Consider the following 23,802-nt stretch of genomic DNA (forward strand, 5'->3'; position numbering starts at 1 on the left):
ATATCATAAATGAATAGAGTCTGGCTAAACAGATATTTTATGCAGAGTGCGGCGCACGCCATAATGACCGCATTGAATGAATCGATCTGTTTCAGAGGACGGCTATGCCACACGATTTGAATGACGTCGCGCACGCGCTGAACGCGCACAATCTGCGCGCGCTGCCCGCCCGTTTCGGCTGCCCGGTCTGGGCCTATGACGACCGTACTATCATTGACCGTATCGCAAAACTGCGTCAGTTCGATACCGTCCGCTTTGCGCAGAAGGCCTGTTCCAATACTCACATACTGCGTTTGATGCGTCAGCAGGGCGTCAAAGTGGATTCGGTATCGCTGGGTGAGATTGAGCGCGCGCTGGTCGCCGGGTTTGTGCCGGGCACCGACGAGCATGAGATCGTGTTCACCGCCGACCTGCTGGATCGCGCTACGCTGCAGCGGGTCGTGGCGCTGAATATTCCGGTCAACGCCGGCTCTATCGATATGCTGGAGCAGTTGGGGCGCCAGGCGCCGGGCCACCCGGTCTGGCTGCGGATTAACCCTGGTTTTGGCCATGGCCATAGCCAGAAGACCAATACCGGCGGCGAAAATAGCAAACACGGCATCTGGTACGGCGATCTGCCGCAGGCGCTGAGTCAGATTCAGCGTTACTCGCTGCGTTTGGCAGGCATTCATATGCATATTGGTTCGGGCGTGGATTACGGCCATCTGGAGCAGGTGTGCGATGCGATGGTGGAGCAGGTCATCGGTCTGGGGCAGGATATTGAGGCTATCTCCGCCGGCGGCGGCCTGTCGATCCCTTATCGCGCGGGAGAAGAAGCGATCGACACCACGCACTATTTCGGCCTGTGGAATAAGGCGCGCGAACGGATCGCCGCCCATCTCGGCCATCCGGTGACGCTGGAAATTGAACCGGGTCGCTTTCTGGTGGCGGAAGCCGGCGTGCTGGTGGCGGAAGTCTGTGCGGTGAAAGATATGGGGAGCCGGCATTTTGTGTTGGTCGACGCCGGATTCAACGACCTGATGCGGCCGGCGATGTACGGCAGTTATCACCATATCACGCTGCTGGCCGGCGACGGGCGCGATGTCAGTCAGGCGCCGCTGCGCGACAGCGTGGTGGGCGGGCCGCTGTGTGAGTCCGGCGATGTGTTTACCCAACAGGCGGGCGGCGGCGTTGAAACCATTGCGCTGCCGGAGGCGAAGCCCGGCGATCTGCTGATATTTCACGATACCGGCGCCTATGGCGCCTCCATGTCGTCGAATTACAACGGCCGGCCGCTGCTGGCGGAAGTGCTGTTTGAACAGGGCGTGCCGCGGCTGATCCGCCGCCGTCAGACTATCGAAGAGCTGTTGGCGCTGGAGCAGGTATAAGCCTCGCGCTCTTCCGCCCGGCGCCGGGTATCGTGACCGCCGTAACCCGCTGCGCGTCACGGCGAACTTCTTTACCGCGTGACGGCCGGCGTCGCAGTCCGCGCGGTCTGATTAGGCGGCGAACCGCGCTCTCCCTTCAGTCGGCATTTCCTTTTTCATCGGCGCCTGGGCGTGCCGCCAGCGAAGCGCCGCTTTGGGCGGCGGCGTCGCAGCTTGCGCGGTCTGATTAGGCGGCGAACCGCGCTCTCTCTTCAGTCGTCATTTCCTTCTTCATCGGCGCCTGGGCGTGCCGCCGTTTCGGGCGTCGGCGTTGGCGGGTTCAGACCCGCTGCGGCCGTCATCTGGCTGAGCGCGTTTCATTGATTATCCTCATCCTGCTGCGTAAAAGGGAAAGGCGCCGGTGCTGATAAAACTCAGGATGTCCGTCTCTCCGCCGTGCCGTCCCCGCGGATGCGGGCCAGGTTTTGCCTGACGACGGACCGGATGGAGACGGCGGCAAGCGCAGACCGTACGTACGATGCGAACGTCGCCGCATGCGCTTTATGGCCGCTGGTTCAGCTGTTCGTAATAACGAATTTTTTCCACCTTCGGGGCGGATCCGCCGCCCTCGAATTCCGCCGCCAGCCAGGCGGCGACAATCTCTTTCGCCAGTTCCGGCCCGATCACTCTGGCGCCCAGCGTCATGATGTGCGCATCGTTGCTTTTACGCGCGCGGCCGGCGGAATATGTGTCATGGCACTGCGCCGCCCGGATCCCCTCGACCTTATTGGCGACGATGCTCATCCCGATGCCGGTGCCGCACAGCAGGATGCCGCGCGCATGGCGGCCGGCTTTGATCGCCTGCGCCACTGTCCAGGCGACGTCGGGATACATCGGGTCCGCTTCAGCCGGCGTCTGACTGTAGTCGGTCACCTGCAGCCCGCTGTGTTGCAGGAAAGCCACAAGCTGATTTTTTAAATCAATGGCGGCGCCGTCGGCGCCAATCGCGATGGAAGGCATATCAATCTCCTGCTGGCTGATAATGAACGTGGCCGGCGCGCCAGTCGCCGGCGAGAGGCGTTACGCGGCGGCGGCGTTTCCGGCAGGGCTAACATAGCTCGCTTTGTTCAAATGTTCAATGATTGATATTTTGAATGGCGTGGCGCTTGCCGCATTATTTTATTGAAAGCGTGATTCGGATCGTTTTTTACCCGACTAGCGCGTTTCGGTGGGGTTGATAACAAACCCTCAACCTGTTTCTTATTCAGGTAGTTATTGTTTCGGTGATTGTATTAAATTTTATATTAATCAATATTTTGGTTGGTATTTTCAGCGAGATTAGAAGACTGTCATGGTGTGGAAACTCATATTTTTACCGTTTTTTTTGGCGATTTTTGACGCAGATAAAGATCGTGCTCACAATTTTGCAACCATAGATTAGGCAAAAATTAACCTCAGGGGTATCGTTCATATGTTCATTTGGTGTGTTAATGATATAAACCTTTTCTGAGGGCATAGCTATGTGTCAGACCTGCATGAACGAAAAGAACGGGGGCGGCGGCATCCCGGGCCAGATCGGCGCGGCGCATCCGCGATGGAATGAGCGCGCCCGCGCGTCGGACGCGGCCGTCATGCCGGCGGAGGGCGTATGAATACTCACTCCGTTGTCGCGGCCGTCGAAAAGTCGGCCATCAGCAAAATATCCTGGCGTCTGGTGCCTTTCGTCGGGCTGATGTTTTTCATTAACTTTCTCGATCGCACGGCAATCTCTTTCGCCGGTCCGAACGGACTGAATAACGATCTGGGGCTGACCGTCGCGCAGTTCGGCCTGGCGTCCGGCATTTTCTTTATCGGCTATATTCTGTTGGAGGTGCCCAGCAACCTCGCGCTGCACCGTTTCGGCGCCCGTAAATGGCTGGCGCGCATCATGGTGTCGTGGGGGATCGTGTCGCTGCTGTTTACCTGGGTCAGCAGCGTGGAAGGGCTTTACACCCTGCGTCTGCTGCTGGGGATCGCGGAAGCCGGTTTCTTCCCCGGCGCTATCCTGTTTCTGAGCATGTGGGTGCCGGCGCGCTATCGCAGCAAGATCCTGTCGCTGTTCTACCTGGCGCAGCCGCTGACTATCGTGTTCGGCGCGCCGCTGGCCGCCTGGCTAATCGACCAGCACGGCCTGTTCGGGCTGGCCGGCTGGCGCGTGATGTTCCTCGGCGTCTCGATACCGGCCATTCTGGTGGGGATTATCACCTGGTTCTATCTGGTCGACCGGCCGTCGCAGGCGCGTTGGCTGAACGACGAGGAAAAAAGCTGGCTGGTTGCCGAACTGGAGCGCGAACACGCGCAGAAGAATACCCGCCATCATCCCGGCGTGATGACCGTGATGTTTAATAAGCGGGTCTGGGTGCTGTGTCTGATCTATTTCGGCTTTATCTATGGCCTGTATGCGCTGGCCTTCTTCCTGCCCACCATTATCGCCGGCTTCCAGCAGCAGTTCGGCACCACCTTCAACGTGATGGAAAAAGGGTTAATCACGGCTATTCCTTATTTACCGGCGGCGGTGGCGATGTATTTCTGGTCGAAAGACGCCACCCGTCGCGGCTGCCGCACCTGGCATATAGCGATTCCGGCGCTGACCGGCGCCGTTAGCGTACCGCTGGCGTTATTTATGGGATCGCCGACGGCCACCATCGCGGTGATTACCATCACCGCCTGCTCTATTTTCGCCGCCTTACCCAATTTCTGGACGCTGCCCACGCAGTTCCTGACCGGCGCCTCGGCCGCGGCGGCCATCGCGCTGATTAATACCATCGGCAATGTCGCCGGTTTTTCGGCGGGCTATATAACCGGCATGGTGCGCGGCATTACCGGCACCTACGTCGTTCCGATGATGATCGTCGGCGGCCTGATGCTGCTGTCCGCCGTGCTGATGGCGCTGCTGAGCCGTGCGGACAAATTACCCGCCGTCAATCCGCTAACCCAGGAGCGTTGATATGACCTATCTGTTTAACCAACCCTCCGCCTTCGCCCGCGAACTTACGGAGGGCCTGGTTGCCGCCCATGCCGATAAGGTGCGTCAGGTGCCCGGCGGCGTGGTTCGGAGTACGCGCAGCCGGCCGGGCGATGTGGCGATCGTCATTGGCGGCGGCTCCGGCCACTATCCGGCCTTCGCCGGGCTGGTCGGCCAGGGGCTGGCGCACGGGGCGGCGATGGGGAATTTGTTCGCATCGCCTTCCGCCCAGCAGATCTGCTCGGTGGCGAAGGCCGCGCATAACGGCGGCGGCATCCTGCTGGCGTTCGGCAACTACGCCGGCGACGTGCTGCATTTTGGCCAGGCGCACGCGCGTCTGCAGGCGGAGGGCATTCCCTGCCGGTTGCTGGCGGTGACCGACGATATCTCCAGCGCACCGGCGGACGAACGCGATAAACGGCGCGGCGTCGCCGGCGATCTGGTGGTGTTCAAAGTGGCGGCCGCGGCGGCGGAGGCCGGCTGCTCGCTGGACGAGGTGGCGGAGATCGCCGCGCGGGCCAACGCGCGCACCCGTTCGCTCGGCGTGGCCTTTTCCGGCTGCACGCTGCCGGGCGCGGATCAGCCGTTATTCACGATCCCGGCCGGCATCATGGCGCTGGGGATGGGCATCCACGGCGAGCCGGGTATTCAGGAAGGGCCGATTCCTGCCGCCGATGAGCTGGCCGATCTGCTGGTGACGGCGTTGCTCAATGAAGCGCCGTCCGGCGATGAGGCGCAGGACGGGCAACGGGTATGCGCGATCCTCAACGGGCTTGGCGGCGTGAAATATGAGGAGCTATTCGTGGTTTACCGGCGAGTGGCGCAGCGGCTGGCGCAGGCCGGGTTGACGGTGGTCGAGCCGGAAGTGGGCGAACTGGTGACCAGTTTCGATATGGCGGGTCTGTCGCTCACCCTGTGCTGGCTGGATGACGAGCTGCAGCGCGGCTGGCAGGCGCCGGCCAATACGCCGGCCTTTCGTAAAGGCAGCATGGCGCCGGCGGAACCGCTGGCGCCGCAGGAGAGGATCGAACAGCCCGACGTTATCCCCGTTGCTACCCGCGTTTCGCGCCGGTCGGCCCGCTGCGTGAGCCAGGCGCTGGACGCGGCGCGCGAGGCGATCGTGGCGCATGCGGCTGAACTGGGGCGTATCGACGCCGTCGCCGGCGACGGCGATCACGGTATCGGTATGGAGCGCGGCGTGCTGGCGGCGGCGGCCTGCGCGCAGCAGATGCTGGCGCGCGAGGCGGGAGCCGGGACGCTGCTGCAGCGCGCCGCCGACGCGTGGGCCGACCGCGCGGGCGGTACGTCCGGCGCGATCTGGGGCGTGGCGTTGAATGCGCTGGGCACCGTCCTGGGCGATGAGCTGGCGCCCGATGCGCGCCGGGTGGCGGAGGGCGTGCGTCAGGCCTGCGCCAGCATCATGCACTTCGGCAAGGCGCGACCGGGCGACAAAACGCTGGTCGATGCGCTGATCCCTTTTAGCGACGCGCTGTCGCAGGCGGTGAACGAGGACGGGGCCGGGCTGCCGCAGGCGTGGCGTCAGGCGGCGGCGCGGGCCAGTCAGGCGGCCGAAGAGACGGCGCGCCTGCTGCCGCGCATTGGCCGCGCCCGTCCGCTGGCGCAGCGCAGTCTCGGTACGCCCGATGCCGGCGCAGTTTCTCTCGCGCTGATCCTCAACGCGGTGGCGGATATCTGGCAGCAAGACGGCGTTGAGCCGTCGGCGCGACGGGAGATCTGCGACCAATGAGCCAGCGCAAACTTACCCTCGGGGTGAGCCTGAAAATGTATTTTGGCTACCGGCAGACGCTCGACTGGTGCCGCCAGATTCGCGCCGAGATCGGGCGCCGGCCGCATGACGCGCTGAGCGCGCTCGAGCTGTTTGTCCTGCCGTCGTTCCCCGCGTTGGCGCCGGTCTGCGAACTGCTGGCCGACACGCCAATCGGCGTGGGCGCGCAGGATCTGCACTGGGAGGACGCCGGCGCCTTTACCGGCGAGGTGAGCGGGGCGTTGCTGCGCGAGATGGGCTGCCGCTATGTCGAGGTCGGTCACGCCGAGCGGCGGCGCGACTTCGGCGAAAGCGATGAGCGGGTGGCGCTGAAAATCGCGGCGGCCCTGCGCAACGGGCTGACGCCGGTGCTGTGCGTGGGTGAGGCGCGGCAGGGCAGGCCGGCGCAAACGATCGAACTGTGCCTGACCCAGCTTGAGGCGGCGCTGGAATCGGCGCTGACGCAGCGGTTGAGCGGCGAGGTGATCGTGGCGTATGAACCGCAATGGGCGATCGGCGGCGGCGCGCCCGCGCCGGTCGAGGAGACGGGGGCGGTGTGCCGGGCGCTGGCGCGGCGTCTGCAGCAACTGCTGCCGCGGCATGACGGGCGGGTGATTTATGGCGGCAGCGCCGGGCCGGGGCTGTTGACGCAGGCCGGCCCGGCGTTCGACGGACTGTTTCTCGGCCGTTTCGCCCACGATCCGGCGGCGTTCGGCGCCATTCTGGACGAGGCGGCGCAACAACAGGAGCGGAAATAATGGCGATGGGATTAAGCACCTACGCTTTTTTCTGGCGCGCGTCTGAGCGCGTCGCACAGCCGATAGCGCTGGATGAGATGCTGTCGCAAACCGCCGAACTGGGGGCGAGCGTGTTTCAGATCTGCGATTACGGCGCGCTGGAGCAACTGTCCCGACGCGCGCTGGAGGGGCTGCGTCAGCACGCCGCCGACGCAGGGATTGCGCTTGAACTGGGGACGCGCGGCGTTCAGCGCGAGCATCTGCGGCGCTATCTTAATCTGGCCCGGACGCTGGACGCCCGTTTCGTCCGCACTATGTTCAATAGCGCCGATCACCGGCCAACGGCGCAGCAGGCCGAAGCGCTGCTGCGCGATGTCCTGCCGCAGTACGAACGGCAGGGCGTTGTGCTCGGCCTGGAAACCTACGAACAGGTGGCCACCCGCGATCTGCTGGCGGTGGTTGAGCATATCGACAGCCCGGCGCTGGGCATCTGTCTGGACGCGGCCAACTGCGTGGCCGCGCTGGAGTATCCCAATGACGTTATCCGACTGACCGCCGATCGGGTGGTGAATCTGCATATTAAAGATTTCGCCTTCGCCCGTCAGACGGGCTGGGTCGGTTTTACTTACTCCGGCTGTCAGCTGGGCAGCGGACTGCTGGATTATGACTATCTGTACCGCACCGTCCGGCCAGACGAGAGAAACATTAATCAGATCATCGAACACTGGCTGCCGTGGCAGTCCGACGCCGATGCGACCTGCCGGCTGGAGGACGCCTGGACGCGCCACAGCCTGAATTATCTCTGTTCCCGCAAATCCGAGGAGTAAATAATAATGATTACCGAGCTAAAGACGATTACCCTGCTGGGCGCCGGCGGCAAGATGGGGATGCGTATCTCCGCCAATCTGCAAAAAAGCGCTTATCAGATCTTTTACTGCGAAAATTCGCCGCATGCGCAGCAACAGGTACTGGCGGTGGGACGCGAGTTGTCGCAGGCGGATAGCGTGATTCCGCTCAGCGACGTGGTGATCCTCGCCGTGCCGGATATCGCGCTGAAAAGCGTGTCGGCCCAGGTGGTGCCGCTGATGAAGCCCGCCGCCGTTCTGCTTACGCTGGATCCGGCCGCCGCCTACGCCGGGTTGATCGCCCGCCGGCCGGATATTGACTATGCGGTGGCGCATCCCTGCCATCCTTCGGTTTTTCTGGCGCGTTTCACCGCTGAGCAGCAGGCGGATATGTTCGGCGGCGTGGCGGCGCCTCAGCACGTGGTGGCCGCCTGGGAGACCGGCAGCGACGCGCAGCGCGGTCAGCTGGCGCAGGTGATCGGGGTGATGTACGGCCCGGTGGAAGCGGTGCATTGGGTAACGGTAAAACAGCTGGCTTACCTGGAGCCGACGCTGGTGGAGACGGTCGCCTGCATGGTGGGTACGCTGATGAAAGAGGCGCTGGATGAAACCATCCACGGCGTAGGCGTGCCGGAAGCGGCGGCGAAGGCGATGCTGTACGGCCATATTCAGATTGCGCTGGCGGTGGCGTTCCGCAGCAGCAACCCATTCTCCGATGCCTGCATGATCGCCATCGAATACGGTAAGGAAAAGATTATCCGGCCCGACTGGAAAACCATCTTTGATGAGAAGGAGCTCGATCTGGTTTTGGCGCGCATGCTGAAGATCGACGCTATCGAGCGCGTTGATTAAACCGGCGCGATAGCCGCCCGGCGCAGGGCGCGAGGTCGGCCGGCTTCGCGCGCCGTCCGGGCGCCGATCGTTGCGCCGGGCTTGAGCCTCCGGCGACTGCGTGCAACAATCCCACGGTGTTCCTGGTGCGCCCGCACCTTTATCGGCTTAACTCTGCGTGAGGAAATCGTTGCCGCATGGAAAAACAACCAGCATCTCAGGATAGTGAACTGCTGACTGAAATCGCCGTCGCGTATTATCAGGACGAAATCACTCAGGAAGAGATTGCCAAAAAATTCGGTATCTCGCGCATTAAGGTCGGACGGTTGCTCCGGCGGGCAAAGGAAGAGGGGATTGTCGAGATCTCGGTGCGTTACCACCCGGTATTCAGCACCCGGCTTGAACAGCAGATGCTGGAGCGCTTTCCCATTCAGCGAGCGTTGATTGCGCTGGACAATCAGGATGAAGACGAACAGCGGCGCCAGGTGGCGGCGCTGGCCTCCGGCTATCTGGCGCAAACGCTGAAAGACGGTATGGTGGTCGCCGTCGGTCAGGGGCGCAACGTGGCCGCGGTGGCCGATTACGTCGGCAATGTGGCGGAAAGAAACTGTAAGTTTATTTGCGGCATCGGCGGCACCCACCGGCCCGGCGATGCGATTAACGCCGACCATATCAGCCGGCGGCTGGCGAAAAGGTTTGGCGGCGGCAGCGAAACGCTGTATGCGCCGGCCTACGTTGAGGATCGGTCGCTGAAACAGGCTTTTATGCAAAACGGCACGATTAAAGAGACGCTGGATCGGGCCCGTAAAGCGGACGTCGCGCTGGTGGGCATCGGCGACATGAATGAGAACAGCTATATGGTTAAGCTGGGCTGGTTCACGCCGCACGAGATCATCGACGCCAGCCTGAATCAGGGCGTAATCGGCGATATCGCCGGCTATGACTTCTTCAACGCGCAGGGGCAGCATGTGGATACCGTGATGAACGACCGGGTTATCGGCGTCAGCATCGAGGAACTGCACAAGATCCCCTGCGTGATCGCCATTGCGTCGGAAAACACCAAAGCGCTGGCGATTCTCGGCGCGCTGCGCACCGGCGCCATCGACGTGATCGCCACCAGCGCCAGCAATATAAGAACTATCTTAAACATGACTCAGTAGCGGGCTGTCCGGCCCGGCCACGCCTGCCCGCCGCGGCGTACGACCCGTCGTCGCGCGGAATTTTCCTCTGTCCCTGCCGCAATTGTAGACGATTTCACCTGGTCAGGCGGCGATTAATTCGCTATTATCCCCCACCTTCAGCGCTTCCAGCCTGATTTCCGTTGTTTTAGAGGAGGAAAAATGCCCTCAGCGTTAATGAGGACAGTATGTGGATTCGCTTTCTTAATAGTTTTGCTTGCCGCACCGGCCTGGGCGTCGTCAGACAGGCGGACCGCCGCAGCAGATGAAGAGTATTCTCGCAATAACGTACAACAACATTTACCTGATTTGCGAAAATACCCTTCTGGCACACCCCGTAAGAAAGCATTCCTGCAAGCCGTTGTCCCGGTTATCACTCAGCAAAACCAGATCATTCGTCAGGAACGCGACTGGCTGCTTAACAAACGTCACTCCGCCACCTGGGCTGCGGCGGATGCGCAACGTCTGCAGCAAATCTGTAGCCGCTATCGGGTCAGCTGCGGCGCGAATGCCAAACAGGTGAACTGGGATGCCCTGCTTAAACGCGTCAATACGCTGCCGGTTCATCTGGTGGCGACGCAGGCGGCGACGGAATCCGGCTGGGGCACCTCGAAGCTGGCTCAGCAGAACAATAATCTGTTCGGGCTGCGCTGCGCTCACCGGCGCTGCGGACAGCGCAACGCGCAGAGCGGCTATCAGTCATACGGTTCGATAGTAGAATCCGTGCGCGACTATATGCTGAACATGAATACGCACGGCGCCTATCAGTCTCTGCGCGAGTCGCGTGAGCGGCAGCGCGACAGTAATGAAGCGGATAAAGCTCGCCATCTGATCAACGACCTGGATAATTACTCGCAGCGCGGCGAAACCTATAATCGCTATTTGCACACCATCCTCGATCACAATGAACATCTGATCTCGCAAATTCAACGCACTACCACGACCGCCGTCGATGCGATCTGAGTCCGTTTAACGCGCGGCGTAAGCCGCCCGTGCAGGCGCGCCTGCCGCTGGTAAATTTTTTAGCCAGGCGCCGCGCCATATTGCTATGCCGCCCGAACGGCGTATGATAATAGAGCCGCGCCAGGCGGGAAAATAACCATGAGTAACAGGGCGTTAGTAGAATCATAGCCTTAACGCCTGGCTTGCCGCCTTAACGGGGCGTTTTCAGGGTTTGCAGCGTCTGGCGTTGAGCGGTATCCCTCCATTTTTCAGATGCAGGTGCGTTGGCTTTGTCTTCTTACCCCGACCGGCGTCGCCGCAGGGGGGAGCGAGTAATTGAGCGCGCCCGACGCATCTACAAGTTGAAGTATGGCGGGTAAAGTGGCAGATGCGCCCGTTAAGGGGCGACATCCGGATCGGCGTAATAGAGCTTTGAGTTTTATATGGATTTTTTCTCTCTTGAGTTTGCGGGTTCTTTCGTCATCTTTTTTATATTGTACTGGCTGTGCCAGAAAAATATAAAAATGCAGAACGTGCTTCTGATCGCGGCAAGCTATCTTTTTATTGCTTTGTTCAATATAAAGTTTTTATTAATCCTTGTGGTTTACAGCCTGCTGATCTACCTGCTGGCCAATGTGTTTGCTCAATATAAATATACGTCGGCGCGCATGACGTATAATTTGTTCCTGTTTGTCATTATCGTTTTATTCGTGGCGTTCAAATATTATTCATTCCTGCAGGAGTCGGTGCAGCAGGGATTCGAACGTTTCGGCCTGCATGTGGATCTGCCGGTGCTGGAACTGCTAACGCCGCTGGGGATGTCTTTCTATATATTCCATTCGGTCAGCTATGTCGTTTCGGTGCAGAAGAAAGAAATTAAACCGGCGCCGCTGGCCGATCTGCTGCTGTATCTGTGTTTTTTCCCCAGTATTGTCGCAGGGCCGATTAACCGGGCCAAAGATCTGCTGCCGCAAATTCAGGCGTCGGGCCGCGCGCTGCTGCAGCCATCTCGGGCGATTGCGTTGATCGCGTTCGCGCTGGCGAAACTCTTTCTGTTCAGCGCGTTTTTATCCGAACATTACGTAAACCCGGTGTTTGATTCGCCGGCGAATTTCAGCGCCGCGCAGGTGTTGCTGGCGATTTACGCCTATGCCTGGCAAATTTACTTTAATTTTTCCGGCTATACCAATCTGGTCACCGGGTTAGCGCTGCTGCTGGGTTTTGCCGTACCGCAGAATTTTAACTCGCCGTATCTGGCGGAAAACCTGCGTCTGTTCTGGCGGCGCTGGCACATCAGCCTGTCGCTGTTTATTCGCGATTATATTTATATCCCGCTGGGCGGCAATAAACGCGGCGTTATTCGCAAGAATATCAATATGTTTATTGCGATGGTGATTTCCGGCCTGTGGCACGGCGCCGGTATTAACTTTTTACTGTGGGGCGCGCTGCACGGACTGGGGCTGATTGGGCTGGAAATTAAAGACCGTTTTTTCCCGGCGCGCGAGGGCAATCCGTTCACGCGTCTCGCGGCCCGTTTGATCACTTTTCACTATGTCTGCTTCGCCTGGGTGTTTTTCCGCAGCAGCACCATTGACGATGCGCTGCTGATGCTGAAACAGCTGTTCAGCGGTTCATGGCGGGTGGGCTGGTCGCAGGAAAGCGCGCTGCTGGCGTTGGCCGGACTGTTGTTCCTCTGTTATCCGCAACTGGTGACGTTCAAACGTTTTCTGGCGGAGACGCAGCAGCGCATTCCCTGGTTTATTTATCCCATTCCTTTGGTTCTGTTTTTAATGATGGTATTTATCTTCGCGCCATCCGGTATCCCGGGGTTTATCTATGCCAACTTCTGACGCGCAGTCTGTCGCCGGGCGCGGAGCCGCGGCAAAGGTGGTTTATATTCTGGTCGTGACCGCGCTGGCGTTGGTCTGGCTGAATCAGCGTTCTCTCAATCTGTTCTGGCAGCAGAAATATCATCAGGAGAGCGCGTGGGCGGGGCTGGCGGACTATGACGTATGGGCAACCGGCGACCGTCTGCATCAGGGCGTGACCGCCGGGCTGCAGGCGTTCAGTGCGACGCTGAACGGCGATGAACCGCTGTCGGACGATAGCGGGGAAGAGGCATCGCTGGCGGCCGGCCAGCCGGAAATAACCCGGCCGCTGGCGCCGCAGGGCGTGCTGGCCTCCTCCAGTGCGCCATCCGGCGAACGTTTTTCTTCCGAATGGCTGCTGCGCAGCCGGGCGGCCTCCGCCTCGATGGCGCGTCAATCCGGCGCGGCGCACCGGCCGGCCAGCCTGCCGGCCGACGCGGTGGTGATCAATTTTACCGCGCTGAAGAAGCCGGTGGTGCTGGCCGAGGGCGATAAAGTGTTATTCGCCGGCGATTCGATGATGCAGGGCATCGCGCCTCATATGATGAAGACGCTGCGCGAGCGCTACGGCATTAAGAGCATTAATCTGAGCAAACAAAGCACCGGTCTGGCCTATCCGAGTTTCTTCAACTGGCCGGAAACCATCAGTAAGGCGCTGCGCGCCAATGCCGATATCCGGCTGCTGGTAGTATTCCTCGGGCCCAACGATCCCTGGGATATGCCGGCGCCGGGCGGCGGAAAATACCTGAAATTCGGCAGCGATGAGTGGATGCAACTCTATCGCCAGCGCATCAACACCATTCTGGCCGAGGCGCGGCAACACGACGTGCAGGTGATCTGGATCGGCCCGCCGAATATGCGTAAGAAGAAACTTTCAGACAGTATGAAATATTTAAATACACTGTATTTGCAGGAAGTCGGTCAGGCCGGGCAGCGCTATGTGGCGGTCAATGAAATATTTAAATATCAGACGGATAGCTATTCCGACTATGCCGGCGACGGCAACGGTAGAGTGAAGCTGCGCAGCGGAGACGGCATCCACTTTAGCCTGGCCGGCCAGCAGGCGATCGCCGGCGATGTGTTATCATTAGTGGAATATAACCAGGTTGTAAGCCATCAAGATGAAACATCTCAGCCCTAATCGCTCCTTCCTGATACGTTCAGGCGTGTTTGTCGTGCTTTTTTCGCTGCTGGTTTCCTGTCATAACGATCGGAACCGGCCGGCGAAAGAGGGCGGCGAGCAGGAAAATGCCGCTATCGCGCACCAGTTAACCGATTTCGATGAGCCTAATCTGCGTGCTCTGGCGGAAAAATTGCGCTCCGCCTCGCAGCAAAGCATTCACATTGTGCAATTAGGCGATTCGCATACGGCGGCGGATTTCTTCACCGGCGCGCTGCGTCAGCAACTGCAACGCCGCTTCGGCGATGGCGGTCCGGGGTTTATCAGTCCGGTGGCGGTGCCCGGCCAGCGCTACGCGGAGATCAGTTTCGCGGCCGATAAACGGGCGTGGCAACTGATCTCCAGCCGTAAAGAGAAGCGCACGGATTTTCCGCTGGGCGGCATGATGGCCCAGCCGGCCGGCGAGCAGGCCAGCGTCATCCTGAATAGCCGGCGCGCCGGCGACAGCTATCTGGTGCAGGCGCTGTATCGCTCGTCCGGCCAGAGTACGCTGGCGCTTCAGTCGGCCGGCCAGCAGCGGACGCTGCCGTTGCCCGCGACGGACGGCAACTGGCGCTTTTCATCCGCCGCGCCCGCCGCGTTGCCGTTGAACGCCAGCGTGAACCAGGGCGCGTCGTTGCAGCTGGGAGGATGGTTAATCGCCCGCGATCGGCCCGGCGTGATGCTGTCCGCCCTCGGCATCAACGGCGCGACCATCAACATGCTGGACAAATGGCAGGACTGGCCGGAGACGCTGGCGCAGATGAAGCCGGATATGGTGATTCTGTCTTATGGCACCAACGAGGCCTTTAACGCGTCGCTGGATGCGGCGCAGTATCGTCAGAATCTGGAGAGTAAAATCGCCGCTCTGCGCCGCGTGGCGCCGCAGGCGGTCGTATTGCTGCTCGGACCCGGCGATTCGATAAAGCGTGCCGATGCCGGTTCCTGCCAGCAGATGCAGCCGCCGTTGCTGAATACGGTGATTCAGGTACAGCAGGCGGTGGCGCGCCAGCAACATACGCTATTCTGGAACTGGCGCGATTACATGGGCGGCGAATGCGCTATTCAGCGCTGGGCCAGCGAAGGGCTGGCGCGCCCGGACATGGTGCATCTGTCCCAGGCCGGCTACGAACAGAGCGCGCAGGCGCTCTATCAGCAGTTAATGCAAATTCTCGCGCTGTAGTCTGTGACGTAAACGGCCCGCGCCGGCATGGCGCTCCGCGGGCCGTCTTCCCCGACAATTCTCCCTTGCTCCCTTGCTCCCTTGCTCCCTTGCTCCCTTGCTCCCTGACTCCCTGACTCCCTGACTCCCTGACTCCCTGACTCCCTGACTCCCTGACTCCCTGACTCCCTGACTCCCTGACTCCCTGACTCCCTGACTCCCTGACTCCCTGACTCCCTGACTCCCTGACTCCCGCCGCGCTCAGGCGCCGACTGTGCTGACGGTCGTCACCTTTATTAATCATTAATTAACTATATAAAGTCTGATGATTATTGGGTTTTTGCCGCGCTTCAAAGTTTAACAAATAGCAAACATTATACTGACCGCTTGATCGCCGATTTATTACAACAAAAGCCAATAAAGGAACGCACGATGGATGACCAACTTAAGCAAAGTGCTCTGGATTTTCATCAGTATCCGATTCCTGGAAAGATTCAGGTCTCTCCAACCAAACCTCTGGCAACACAACGCGATTTAGCGCTGGCCTACTCGCCCGGCGTGGCGGTTCCCTGTCTGGAGATCGCGCAGGATCCGATGGCCGCCTGGAAATATACCGCGCGCGGCAATCTGGTCGCGGTTGTCTCCAACGGCACGGCGGTGCTCGGCCTCGGCAACATTGGCGCGCTGGCCGGTAAGCCGGTGATGGAAGGCAAGGGGGTCCTGTTCAAGAAGTTCTCCGGTATCGACGTATTCGATATTGAGGTTGATGAACAGGATCCCGATAAGCTGATCGATGTGATCGCCGCGCTGGAGCCGACGTTTGGCGGCATCAACCTGGAGGATATTAAAGCGCCGGAGTGTTTTTATATTGAGAAAAAGCTGCGCGAAAGGATGAAGATCCCGGTATTCCATGACGATCAGCACGGTACGGCGATTATCTGCACCGCCGCGGTGCTGAATGGTTTGCGCGTGGTGGAAAAAGAGATCGCCGATGTGCGTCTCGTGGTCTCCGGCGCGGGCGCGGCCTCCATCGCCTGCCTTAACCTGCTGGTGGCGCTGGGTCTGAGACGCGATCACATCGTGGTCTGCGACTCGCGCGGCGTGATTTACCGCGGGCGCGAAGAGAACATGGCGGAAACCAAGGCGGCGTATGCGATTGAGGATAACGGCCTGCGCACGCTGGCCGAGGTGATTCCGAATGCGGATATTTTCCTCGGCTGTTCCGGGCCGGGCGTATTGACTCAGGAGATGGTGCAGGGCATGGCGGCCAAACCGTTGATTCTGGCGCTGGCCAACCCGGAGCCGGAGATTTTGCCGCCGCTGGTGAAGGCCGTCCGGCCCGACGCCATTATCTGTACCGGGCGTTCGGACTACCCGAACCAGGTAAACAATGTCCTCTGTTTCCCGTTTATTTTCCGCGGCGCGCTGGACGTGGGCGCCACAACCATCAACGAGGAGATGAAACTGGCCAGCGTGCGCGCCATCGCCGATCTGGCGCTGGCGGAACAGAGCGAAGTAGTGGCCTCCGCCTACGGCGATCAGGAGCTGAGGTTCGGGCCTGAGTATCTGATCCCTAAACCGTTCGATCCGCGGCTGATCATTAAGATCGCGCCGGCGGTGGCGAAGGCGGCAATGGATTCCGGCGTGGCGACCCGCCCGATCCTCGACTTCGATGCCTATCTGGAAAAACTGACGCAGTTTGTTTACAAGACGAACCTGTTTATGAAGCCGATCTTCGCCCAGGCGCGTAAGCAGCCGCGGCGGGTGGTGCTGGCCGAAGGCGAAGAGCCGCGCGTTCTGCACGCTACGCAGGAATTGATCACGCTGGGGCTGGCGTCGCCGGTGCTGATTGGCCGCCCCGACGTTATCGAGATGCGGCTGCACAAACTGGGTCTGCAGATCGTTATCGGCAAGGATTTCGAGGTGGTAAACAATGAGTCGGATCCGCGTTTCAGAGAGTACTGGGGAGAATATTTCCAGATCATGAAGCGGCGCGGCGTCTCGCAGGAGCAGGCGCAGCGCGCGGTGATCAGCGATCCCACGCTGATTGGCGCCATCATGGTACACCGCGGCGAAGCGGATGCGCTGATCTGCGGCACCATCGGCAACTATGAAGAGCACTTCGAGGTGGTGAGTAAGGTGTTCGGCTTCCGCGACGGCGTGCACGTGGCCGGCGCAATGAACGCGCTGATCCTGCCCAGCGGCAACACCTTTATTGCCGATACCTACGTCAATGCCGATCCTACGCCGGATCAACTGGCGGAAATTACCCTGATGGCGGCCGAGACGGTGCGGCGTTTTGGCATTGAGCCGAAAGTAGCGTTGCTGTCGCATTCCAGCTTCGGCACCTCCGATTCGCCGACGGCGCAGAAGATGCGCGCGGTGCTGGCGCGCGTCAACCAGCTGGCGCCCGAACTGGAGATTGACGGCGAGATGCACGGCGATGCCGCGCTGGTCGAGGCGATTCGCCGAGAGCAAATGCCGGATAGCCCGCTAAAAGGTTCGGCTAATATTCTGATCATGCCGAATATGGAAGCGGCGCGTATCAGCTATAACCTGCTGCGCGTCTCCTCGTCCGAAGGCGTGACGGTGGGACCGGTGCTGATGGGCGTGGCGAAGCCGGTGCACATTTTGACGCCGATCGCCTCGGTGCGACGCATCGTCAATATGGTGGCGCTGGCGGTGGTGGAGGCGCAGACTCAGCCGCTATAGGCGCGGTTGCGGGCGGCGCCGGCCGGGAGCGCGTTTTACCGGCCGGCGCTCCGCTGCTGATGCAGCCATTTATCCAGCTCGCCGGCGAACTGTTGCCGGTCGCGCTGGCTCAGCGTGGCCGGGCCGCCGGTCTGGATGCCGCTGGCGCGCAGCGTATCCATAAAGTCGCGCATATTCAGCCGCTGACGAATAGTATCCGGCGTGTAGCGTTCGCCGCGCGGATTGAGCGCCACGCCGCCTTTATCAATCGCTTCCGAGGCCAGAGGAATATCGCTGGTGATCACCAGATCGCCGGCCGCCATACGGCGGACGATTTCGTTATCGGCCACGTCAAAACCCGGCGCCACGCGCAGGGTGCGGATAAAGCGCGACGGCGGTACCTTCAGCGTCTGGTTGGCGACCAGGGTAATCATCATCTGCGTGCGTTCCGCTGCGCGAAACAGCACCTCTTTAATCACGTTGGGACAGGCGTCGGCATCGACCCATATTTGCGTCATTTCTGGCTCTCCGTCAGCCAATCTCTGACCGGCAGAAAATCATGGTACAGCGCGGCCTCGGCGCTGCCCGGCTGAGGGTGATACTGATATTGCCAGCGGGCGAGGGGCGGCATGGACATCAGAATCGATTCGGTGCGTCCACCGCTTTGCAGGCCGAACAGCGTACCGCGATCCCACACCAGATTGAATTCCACGTAGCGCCCGCGCCGGTAGAGCTGAAACTCGCGCTCGCGCTCGCCCCACGGCAGGGTTTTACGCCTTGCGACAATCGGCAGCAGGGCGTCGAGGTAGCCATTGCCGACGGCCTGGGCGAAAGCGAAACAGGTGGCGAAGTCCGGCGTGTTCAGATCGTCGAAAAACAACCCGCCGATGCCGCGCGCCTCGTTGCGGTGGCGCAGGAAAAAGTAGTCGTCGCACCATTGCTTGTAGCGCGGATACAGATCGGCGCCGAATGGCCGACACAAATTTTGCGCGGTTCGGTGCCAGTGCACCGCGTCTTCGGTAAAGCCATAGAACGGCGTCAGATCGAAGCCGCCGCCAAACCACCAGACGGCCGGCTCGCCGTCCTGTTCGGCGATAAAAAAGCGTACGTTGGCATGACTGGTGGGCACATACGGGTTCAACGGGTGCACCACCAGCGATACGCCCATTGCCTGATAGCTGCGTCCGGCCAGTTCCGGTCGGTGCGCGCTGGCCGAAGGCGGCAGAGCGGAGCCGAAAACGTGGGAGAAATTCACTCCGGCCTGTTCAAACACCTCGCCGTGCAGGATCCGGCTGCGGCCGCCGCCGCCTTCGGCGCGCCGCCAGTTGTCTTCGACAAAGTGCGCGCTGCCATCGGCCTGTTCCAGGCGCTGGCAAATATCATCCTGCAACGCGAGCAGGAAAGCCTTTACATCGGCGATTATCGGTTCGGACATAGTTCTCTTTTATCGGGTGGCTAACTGGCGATGGCGCCTGACTGGCGGCGATTATACCATCGCCCGCCGCGCTGAAAGCAATGAAACCGCCGCGAAGCGACGCACGCAGGGCAATTTGATATTGCGTCTGCGCCGGATCACGCGATAATCAGATCATAACCTGATTCAACAGTGACGATGAGCTATGGAAATTCGTATCTTTCGGCAAGATGATTTTGAGGAAGTGATAACTCTTTGGGAACGCTGCGATTTACTGCGTCCGTGGAACGATCCCGAAATGGATATTGAACGCAAGCTGAACCACGATGCCGATCTGTTTCTGGTGGCGGAAGTGAGCGGAGAGGTTGTCGGTTCGGTCATGGGCGGTTACGACGGTCACCGCGGTTCCGCCTATTATCTCGGGGTGCATCCCGATTTTCGCGGCCGGGGCATCGCCAATGCGCTGATCAGCCGGCTGGAAAAGAAACTGATTGCGCGCGGCTGTCCGAAAATTCATCTGATGGTGCGGGAAGATAACGATGCGGTCATCAGTATGTATGAAAAGCTGGATTACGAAACCGTTGACTGTATTACGCTGGGTAAACGATTGATCGAGGACCAGGAGTACTGAGCCGCGAGGCCTGGCTCAGGCCGTAAAGGCCTGTTCCCGTCGCGTTTCATCTTGCCAGACGGTCGGGCTCATCATGCCGAACGGATGAGAGAACCGTCTGCGCCCGCATCTGCGAGCGATTGCTGGTTTTCAGCCTTGCTTGCCCAGGCCTGCGTTGCGGGCCGTCCGCCGGGCGTACTGCCGGCGCCACGTCAAACTATACCCGCTAACCGTCTGTTTTCTGCCGGCGCTGAGCGCGTTTTCGCGTCAATAATCTTTCAATTCAGCCGGTTGGCAGCGTTTCCCGTTCGGAAAAACATTCCAGGGCGCCAGAGTCGAAATCTCGGGTCCATCGGCGACGCTGCCATCAATCTCGTTATTTTTTATTAGTTCCCTTCCGCTGTGTAAGTTTTGTGTAAGGATATTTGTGGTAATGATTATTATTTGTATAATTGTTTCCATTGTAATAACTATTACAAGTCCGATAGAAGAGTGTCTCTGTTTCTCGAGCGTAGTCATCCAATTTTCCCTTTCGATACAAGCCATTGCGATGGTTTCTTCCTCGCGGCGAATGCTTTGTCGAACGTGATGAAAGGGAAAGGGCGTATGTCGATAAAACCAGTTGGCCTGACTTCGTTATCGCGGGAAAAGGAAAATCCTGAGGCAAACGCCGGGCTGGAGCAGGGATGACGTTGTAACGCGTTTGATTAAGAGACAGACGTTAATTTTTGATGATGAAAAGCATCCAATGCATCCCTTCCCTGTGCCGGCGGGCGGGTTTTTTGTCGTTTTCCGCGCTGCTGCACCTGGGGCTAATCACGCTGGCCTTATGGGCCGCGCGCACGCCGCCGTCGAGCGAAGCGTTGGCGGGGAAAGCGGGCGATAGCCTGAATATTACCATGCTGCAGATTCAGCATGCGGAACAGTCCGCCGGGCAAACGGCTGCCGCTGCGGCGCCTGCACGGGCGGCGGCGCCAGAAGGCTCGACGATGCCGGCGGCCAGCGAGATCGCGCTGCCGCTGGCGGATAAGCCGCGCATTGTGGTGCGGCAGGCGCAACCGGTAACGGCGTCGGCGAAAAAGCCGGCGCAGGTGCCGGTGAAAAAAACACCGGAAAAGGCGCCGCCCGTGCGCCAGCCTTCGCCGCGCGCCAGCGAAGCGCCGCAGACGGCCGAACGTTCAACTCGCCCTTCGCCGGATGCGCCGGCGTCTTCCTCTCCTGTATCCACGGGCTCCGCCGGCCGGCTGGCCGCTTCGGCGCAGGGCAGCAGCAACAGCGGCCAGGCCGCGCAGGGGACCGGCGCCGCCAGTACGCAGAAATTAACCGCTTTAAACCGCCGGGTTAATTACCCAACCCGCGCCCGTTCGCTGGGCGTGGAAGGGCGCGTGCGGGTGAGGTTCGACGTTACCGGCAGCGGCACGGTGACCAATATTCGTATTTTAACCGAGGATCCGGTCGGCGTATTCGCCGCATCGGTGATGAAAGATATGGCGCGTTGGCGTTATCAGGCACAGACCATGATGGCCGATCAGACCGTATCCATTGTTTTTAAGCTGGATGGCCATATCCGGCTGGAAAATTAAGCCATAACAAAAAGCGTCTTTTTAATTTTTAGTTCCGGGGAAAATTACATAATGAATAAAAACATGTACTTGATGATGATATTGTCCTTATTATCATCGTCGGCGTTGGCGCAGGAAAATGACGGCCAGAACAGCGGCGCGCCGGCGGCAGACGAAGCGGAGAAAAAAAGTAGCGCGCAGGACGGCGATGCCTCCGCCAGCGGCGAGGATACGATTTTAGTGCGCTCGACGCCGACCAGCCAGTCGATGGGGACGCAGATTTTAACGGCGGAGCAGATTAAAAAAATGCCGACCCGCAATGGCTCGGTGACGGAACTGCTGAAAAACAATCCTAACGTGCAGTTTTCCAAGACGGCGGATAATGGTAATACGCCTGGAGAAATCGCGCCTGAGAATGTCTCGTTTCATGGTGAGAAGTTTTACCAGAACAACTACATGATCGATGGGCTGTCCAATAACAACACCATTGACCCCGGCGCCAACGGTGGGGAGTTGGGCACGAACCCTGATGGCTACTCGCCGACTGATTTACCGGCCGGTGGCGCGCAGTCATTTTGGATCAATTCCGAGCTGATTGAGCAACTGGAAGTGTTCGATAGCAATGTCTCCGCCAAATACGGCGACTTCACCGGTGGCGTAGTGGACGCCAAACTGAAGGATCCGGATCTGAGTAAAGCTTCGGGTAAAATTTCCTATCGCACCACGCGCGATAGCTGGACGCGTTATCATGTGGATGCGGATAATCGCGAAGATTTTGAATCGGCAACCAACCTCTATTATCAGCCCCGATTTAAAAAACAGTTTTATTCAGCCAGCTTTAACCAACCGTTAAGCGATAAGGCAGGATTTATTTTTGCCTATAATCGGCAGCAGTCAGATATCCCGTATTATCACACCTGGTTAGATCAGTGGACGGATCAGGAACGTATTGCTGAAACCTATTTGTTGAAAGGCACATATCTGGCCGATAACGGCGATACTGTTCGCCTGACCGGCATGTATGCGCCGCACGAGTCCAAATATTATAAGCAGAATGTGAAAAACGGTTCCTATACTAATACGGGTGGTGGCTATCGCTTCAACATTGAATGGGAACATAACGCCAATTGGGGGAAAATCATCAGTCTGGCGGGTTACCAACATGAACAGAATAAGATCGAACATGAATCTAATACGCTCACAAGTTGGGTCTATTATAGCCCTTCGCTAAATTTCACCTCTGATGCGATTGATTGGCAAAGCTCCGCCAATTCATCGCAGAGTGGCGGATACGGCACTTATGCTACTGAAAAAAATACCACGACGCTGAAGCAGGATTACGAACTGAGTCCGCTGGCTTTGTGGGGCGTGCAGCACCAACTGGATTTTGGCTGGCAGACGGATTTCTATAATGCGCAATATCGCCGTTTCAGCGATGTGTATTCGGCCACGGTATCTCCCAGCGCAAGATTCGTTAATTCCGGCGTTGTTTGTCAGTCGGGCGACACCCTGTGTATTGACGGCGAACAATTTGCCGGTACCCGCCTGCTGTATCCGGAGCGAACCGTTAAAGGCAGTTATACCAATTATGCCGCCTATATCCAGGATAGCATTACGCTCGGAAAGCTGGAAGTGACGCCGGGAGTACGCTTATCTTATGACGATTATCTGGAAAATCTGAATATCGCCCCGCGGCTGGCCGCCTCTTACGATGTGTTTGGCGATCGCTCCACTCGCGTGTTTGGCGGCGCTAACCGCTACTACGCGCAGAACATGTTGGCCTATATGTTACGGTCGGGCATCAATGAACGCTACACGCAGACGCGGACTAGTTCCAGCGGCGACTGGAGCGCGCCGATCAGAGCCAATGTGGCGACCTATGATGTATCAGGCCTGAATACGCCATTTAGCGATGAGCTGAATTTGGGGCTGTCCCAGCGCGTCATGGATACTATCTGGACGGTGAAATGGGTACATCGCAAAGGACGCGAGCAGTTTGGTCAGGAAAGCTATATCGATGATAATAGCCAGCGCCGCTATTATTTAAGCAATAGCGCCAGCACCGAAGGTAATAATTTCTCTCTGACGGTTGAACCGATTAGCCCGTATAAGTTCCAGTGGGCGCAAGTAAATTGGGCGTTGGGCGCTAATATTTCTAAAAATAAAAGCAATTCGCAAACCTATTACGATGCAAGTAATCAGGATGACGTCAAGGTCATCTTTAATGAAAAATTGATGGATAAGGGTGATATCGATGCCCTGAATTTCAATACGCCGTGGAATATATTCCTGAATGTGGATACTTATTTCCCTGCGGCACGCCTGACCTGGGGCCAGCGTCTGGCCTATACCTCCGGCTATAAAGGCTATGTCACCTCTGTCATTGACTGCCCGGGAGGCTCTGGCGCCTGTGGCGATTATATCGGCAGGCCGACAATGTACACCGGTATTAAATATGGCGACTTCTTCTCCTACGACTGGCGTCTTGCCTACTCCCAGCCGATCTACAAGGAGCAGACGCTGGATATCACGCTGGATGTGCTGAACGTATTTGACAACGTGGTGGAAACTTCTCAATCGCTGGCGAATTCAAGTACCAGCCTCGTTACCTACAAACCCGGCCGCCAGTTCTGGCTGGGGGTCGCCTACACCTGGTAAGCACCCGATCCCGCGACGCCCTTGTCCGGC

19 protein-coding genes are annotated in these 23,802 nt (G+C 59.1%); 15 read left to right on the top strand and 4 right to left on the bottom strand.

Features of this window, described 5'->3' with window-relative positions:
- The first annotated feature begins 104 nt into the window (after positions 1-104).
- A complete protein-coding gene (gene lysA, locus FJU30_RS04135; protein ID WP_150433518.1) occupies positions 105-1,367 on the top strand; it encodes a diaminopimelate decarboxylase in 1,263 nt (420 codons plus the stop codon).
- A 540-nt stretch (positions 1,368-1,907) separates the two neighbouring features.
- Here the strand turns inward: lysA and rpiB are convergent.
- Positions 1,908-2,366 (bottom strand): ribose 5-phosphate isomerase B, encoded by a 459-nt coding sequence (gene rpiB / locus FJU30_RS04140; protein ID WP_150433517.1) that lies wholly within the window; start codon positions 2,364-2,366, stop codon positions 1,908-1,910.
- A gap of 628 nt (positions 2,367-2,994) precedes the next feature.
- Between rpiB and FJU30_RS04145 the strand changes: the two genes are divergently transcribed.
- The 11 genes from FJU30_RS04145 to maeB all read left to right on the top strand — a co-directional run bounded on the left by FJU30_RS04145 (position 2,995) and on the right by maeB (position 17,549).
- The gene (locus tag FJU30_RS04145; protein ID WP_150433516.1) at positions 2,995-4,332 is read left to right on the top strand and encodes an MFS transporter; all 1,338 of its coding nucleotides are present in this window, start codon (positions 2,995-2,997) and stop codon (positions 4,330-4,332) included.
- Position 4,333: 1 nt separating this feature from the next.
- Positions 4,334-6,097 carry a dihydroxyacetone kinase family protein gene (locus FJU30_RS04150; protein WP_150433515.1) on the top strand — a complete coding sequence of 588 codons (1,764 nt, stop codon included), beginning with the start codon at positions 4,334-4,336 and terminating at the stop codon, positions 6,095-6,097.
- Complete coding sequence (locus FJU30_RS04155) at positions 6,094-6,873, top strand: triose-phosphate isomerase family protein (RefSeq protein WP_150433514.1); 780 nt, start codon at positions 6,094-6,096, stop codon at positions 6,871-6,873. The genes FJU30_RS04150 and FJU30_RS04155 overlap by 4 nt, the downstream gene beginning before the upstream one ends.
- Positions 6,873-7,679, top strand: coding sequence for a sugar phosphate isomerase/epimerase family protein (locus FJU30_RS04160; protein WP_150433513.1), 807 nt, complete (start codon positions 6,873-6,875; stop codon positions 7,677-7,679). Before FJU30_RS04155 ends, FJU30_RS04160 begins: the two co-directional genes overlap by 1 nt.
- Positions 7,680-7,685: 6 nt before the next feature.
- On the top strand, positions 7,686-8,549 hold the full coding sequence (locus FJU30_RS04165) for a phosphogluconate dehydrogenase C-terminal domain-containing protein (protein WP_150433512.1): 864 nt from the start codon (positions 7,686-7,688) through the stop codon (positions 8,547-8,549).
- 176 nt (positions 8,550-8,725) lie between these two features.
- Entirely contained in the window at positions 8,726-9,688 is a 963-nt protein-coding gene (locus tag FJU30_RS04170) for a sugar-binding transcriptional regulator (protein ID WP_150433511.1), read from the top strand.
- 195 nt (positions 9,689-9,883) lie between these two features.
- On the top strand, positions 9,884-10,669 hold the full coding sequence (locus FJU30_RS04175) for a protein bax (protein WP_317984035.1): 786 nt from the start codon (positions 9,884-9,886) through the stop codon (positions 10,667-10,669).
- 422 nt (positions 10,670-11,091) lie between these two features.
- Entirely contained in the window at positions 11,092-12,498 is a 1,407-nt protein-coding gene (locus FJU30_RS04180; RefSeq protein ID WP_150433509.1) for an MBOAT family O-acyltransferase, read from the top strand.
- The gene (locus tag FJU30_RS04185) at positions 12,485-13,657 is read left to right on the top strand and encodes an SGNH/GDSL hydrolase family protein (RefSeq protein ID WP_150433508.1); all 1,173 of its coding nucleotides are present in this window, start codon (positions 12,485-12,487) and stop codon (positions 13,655-13,657) included. The genes FJU30_RS04180 and FJU30_RS04185 overlap by 14 nt, the downstream gene beginning before the upstream one ends.
- A gap of 34 nt (positions 13,658-13,691) precedes the next feature.
- Positions 13,692-14,858, top strand: a complete 1,167-nt coding sequence (locus tag FJU30_RS04190; RefSeq protein WP_223881485.1) for an SGNH/GDSL hydrolase family protein — start codon at positions 13,692-13,694, stop codon at positions 14,856-14,858.
- A gap of 411 nt (positions 14,859-15,269) precedes the next feature.
- Positions 15,270-17,549 (top strand): NADP-dependent oxaloacetate-decarboxylating malate dehydrogenase, encoded by a 2,280-nt coding sequence (gene maeB, locus FJU30_RS04195; protein ID WP_150433506.1) that lies wholly within the window; start codon positions 15,270-15,272, stop codon positions 17,547-17,549.
- Positions 17,550-17,584: 35 nt separating this feature from the next.
- Here maeB and FJU30_RS04200 read toward each other — a convergent pair whose 3' ends face one another.
- Entirely contained in the window at positions 17,585-18,046 is a 462-nt protein-coding gene (locus FJU30_RS04200; protein ID WP_150433505.1) for a YaiI/YqxD family protein, read from the bottom strand.
- Positions 18,043-18,963: an oxygen-dependent coproporphyrinogen oxidase gene (hemF, locus tag FJU30_RS04205; RefSeq protein WP_150433504.1), complete on the bottom strand. Its 921-nt coding sequence runs from the start codon at positions 18,961-18,963 to the stop codon at positions 18,043-18,045. Before hemF ends, FJU30_RS04200 begins: the two co-directional genes overlap by 4 nt.
- A gap of 184 nt (positions 18,964-19,147) precedes the next feature.
- Here hemF and FJU30_RS04210 point away from each other — a divergent pair, with 184 nt between their 5' ends.
- On the top strand, positions 19,148-19,573 hold the full coding sequence (locus FJU30_RS04210; protein ID WP_150433503.1) for a GNAT family acetyltransferase: 426 nt from the start codon (positions 19,148-19,150) through the stop codon (positions 19,571-19,573).
- A gap of 710 nt (positions 19,574-20,283) precedes the next feature.
- On the top strand, positions 20,284-21,135 hold the full coding sequence (locus tag FJU30_RS04215; protein ID WP_150433502.1) for a TonB family protein: 852 nt from the start codon (positions 20,284-20,286) through the stop codon (positions 21,133-21,135).
- Between the two features lie 44 nt (positions 21,136-21,179).
- Here the strand turns inward: FJU30_RS04215 and FJU30_RS27575 are convergent, their stop codons facing one another.
- On the bottom strand, positions 21,180-21,464 hold the full coding sequence (locus tag FJU30_RS27575; RefSeq protein WP_223881498.1) for a hypothetical protein: 285 nt from the start codon (positions 21,462-21,464) through the stop codon (positions 21,180-21,182).
- Between FJU30_RS27575 and FJU30_RS04220 the strand changes: the two genes are divergently transcribed.
- On the top strand, positions 21,442-23,772 hold the full coding sequence (locus FJU30_RS04220) for a TonB-dependent receptor plug domain-containing protein (protein WP_395858499.1): 2,331 nt from the start codon (positions 21,442-21,444) through the stop codon (positions 23,770-23,772). The genes FJU30_RS27575 and FJU30_RS04220 overlap by 23 nt on opposite strands.
- Positions 23,773-23,802 lie beyond the last annotated feature (30 nt).

The organism is Affinibrenneria salicis (assembly GCF_008710095.1).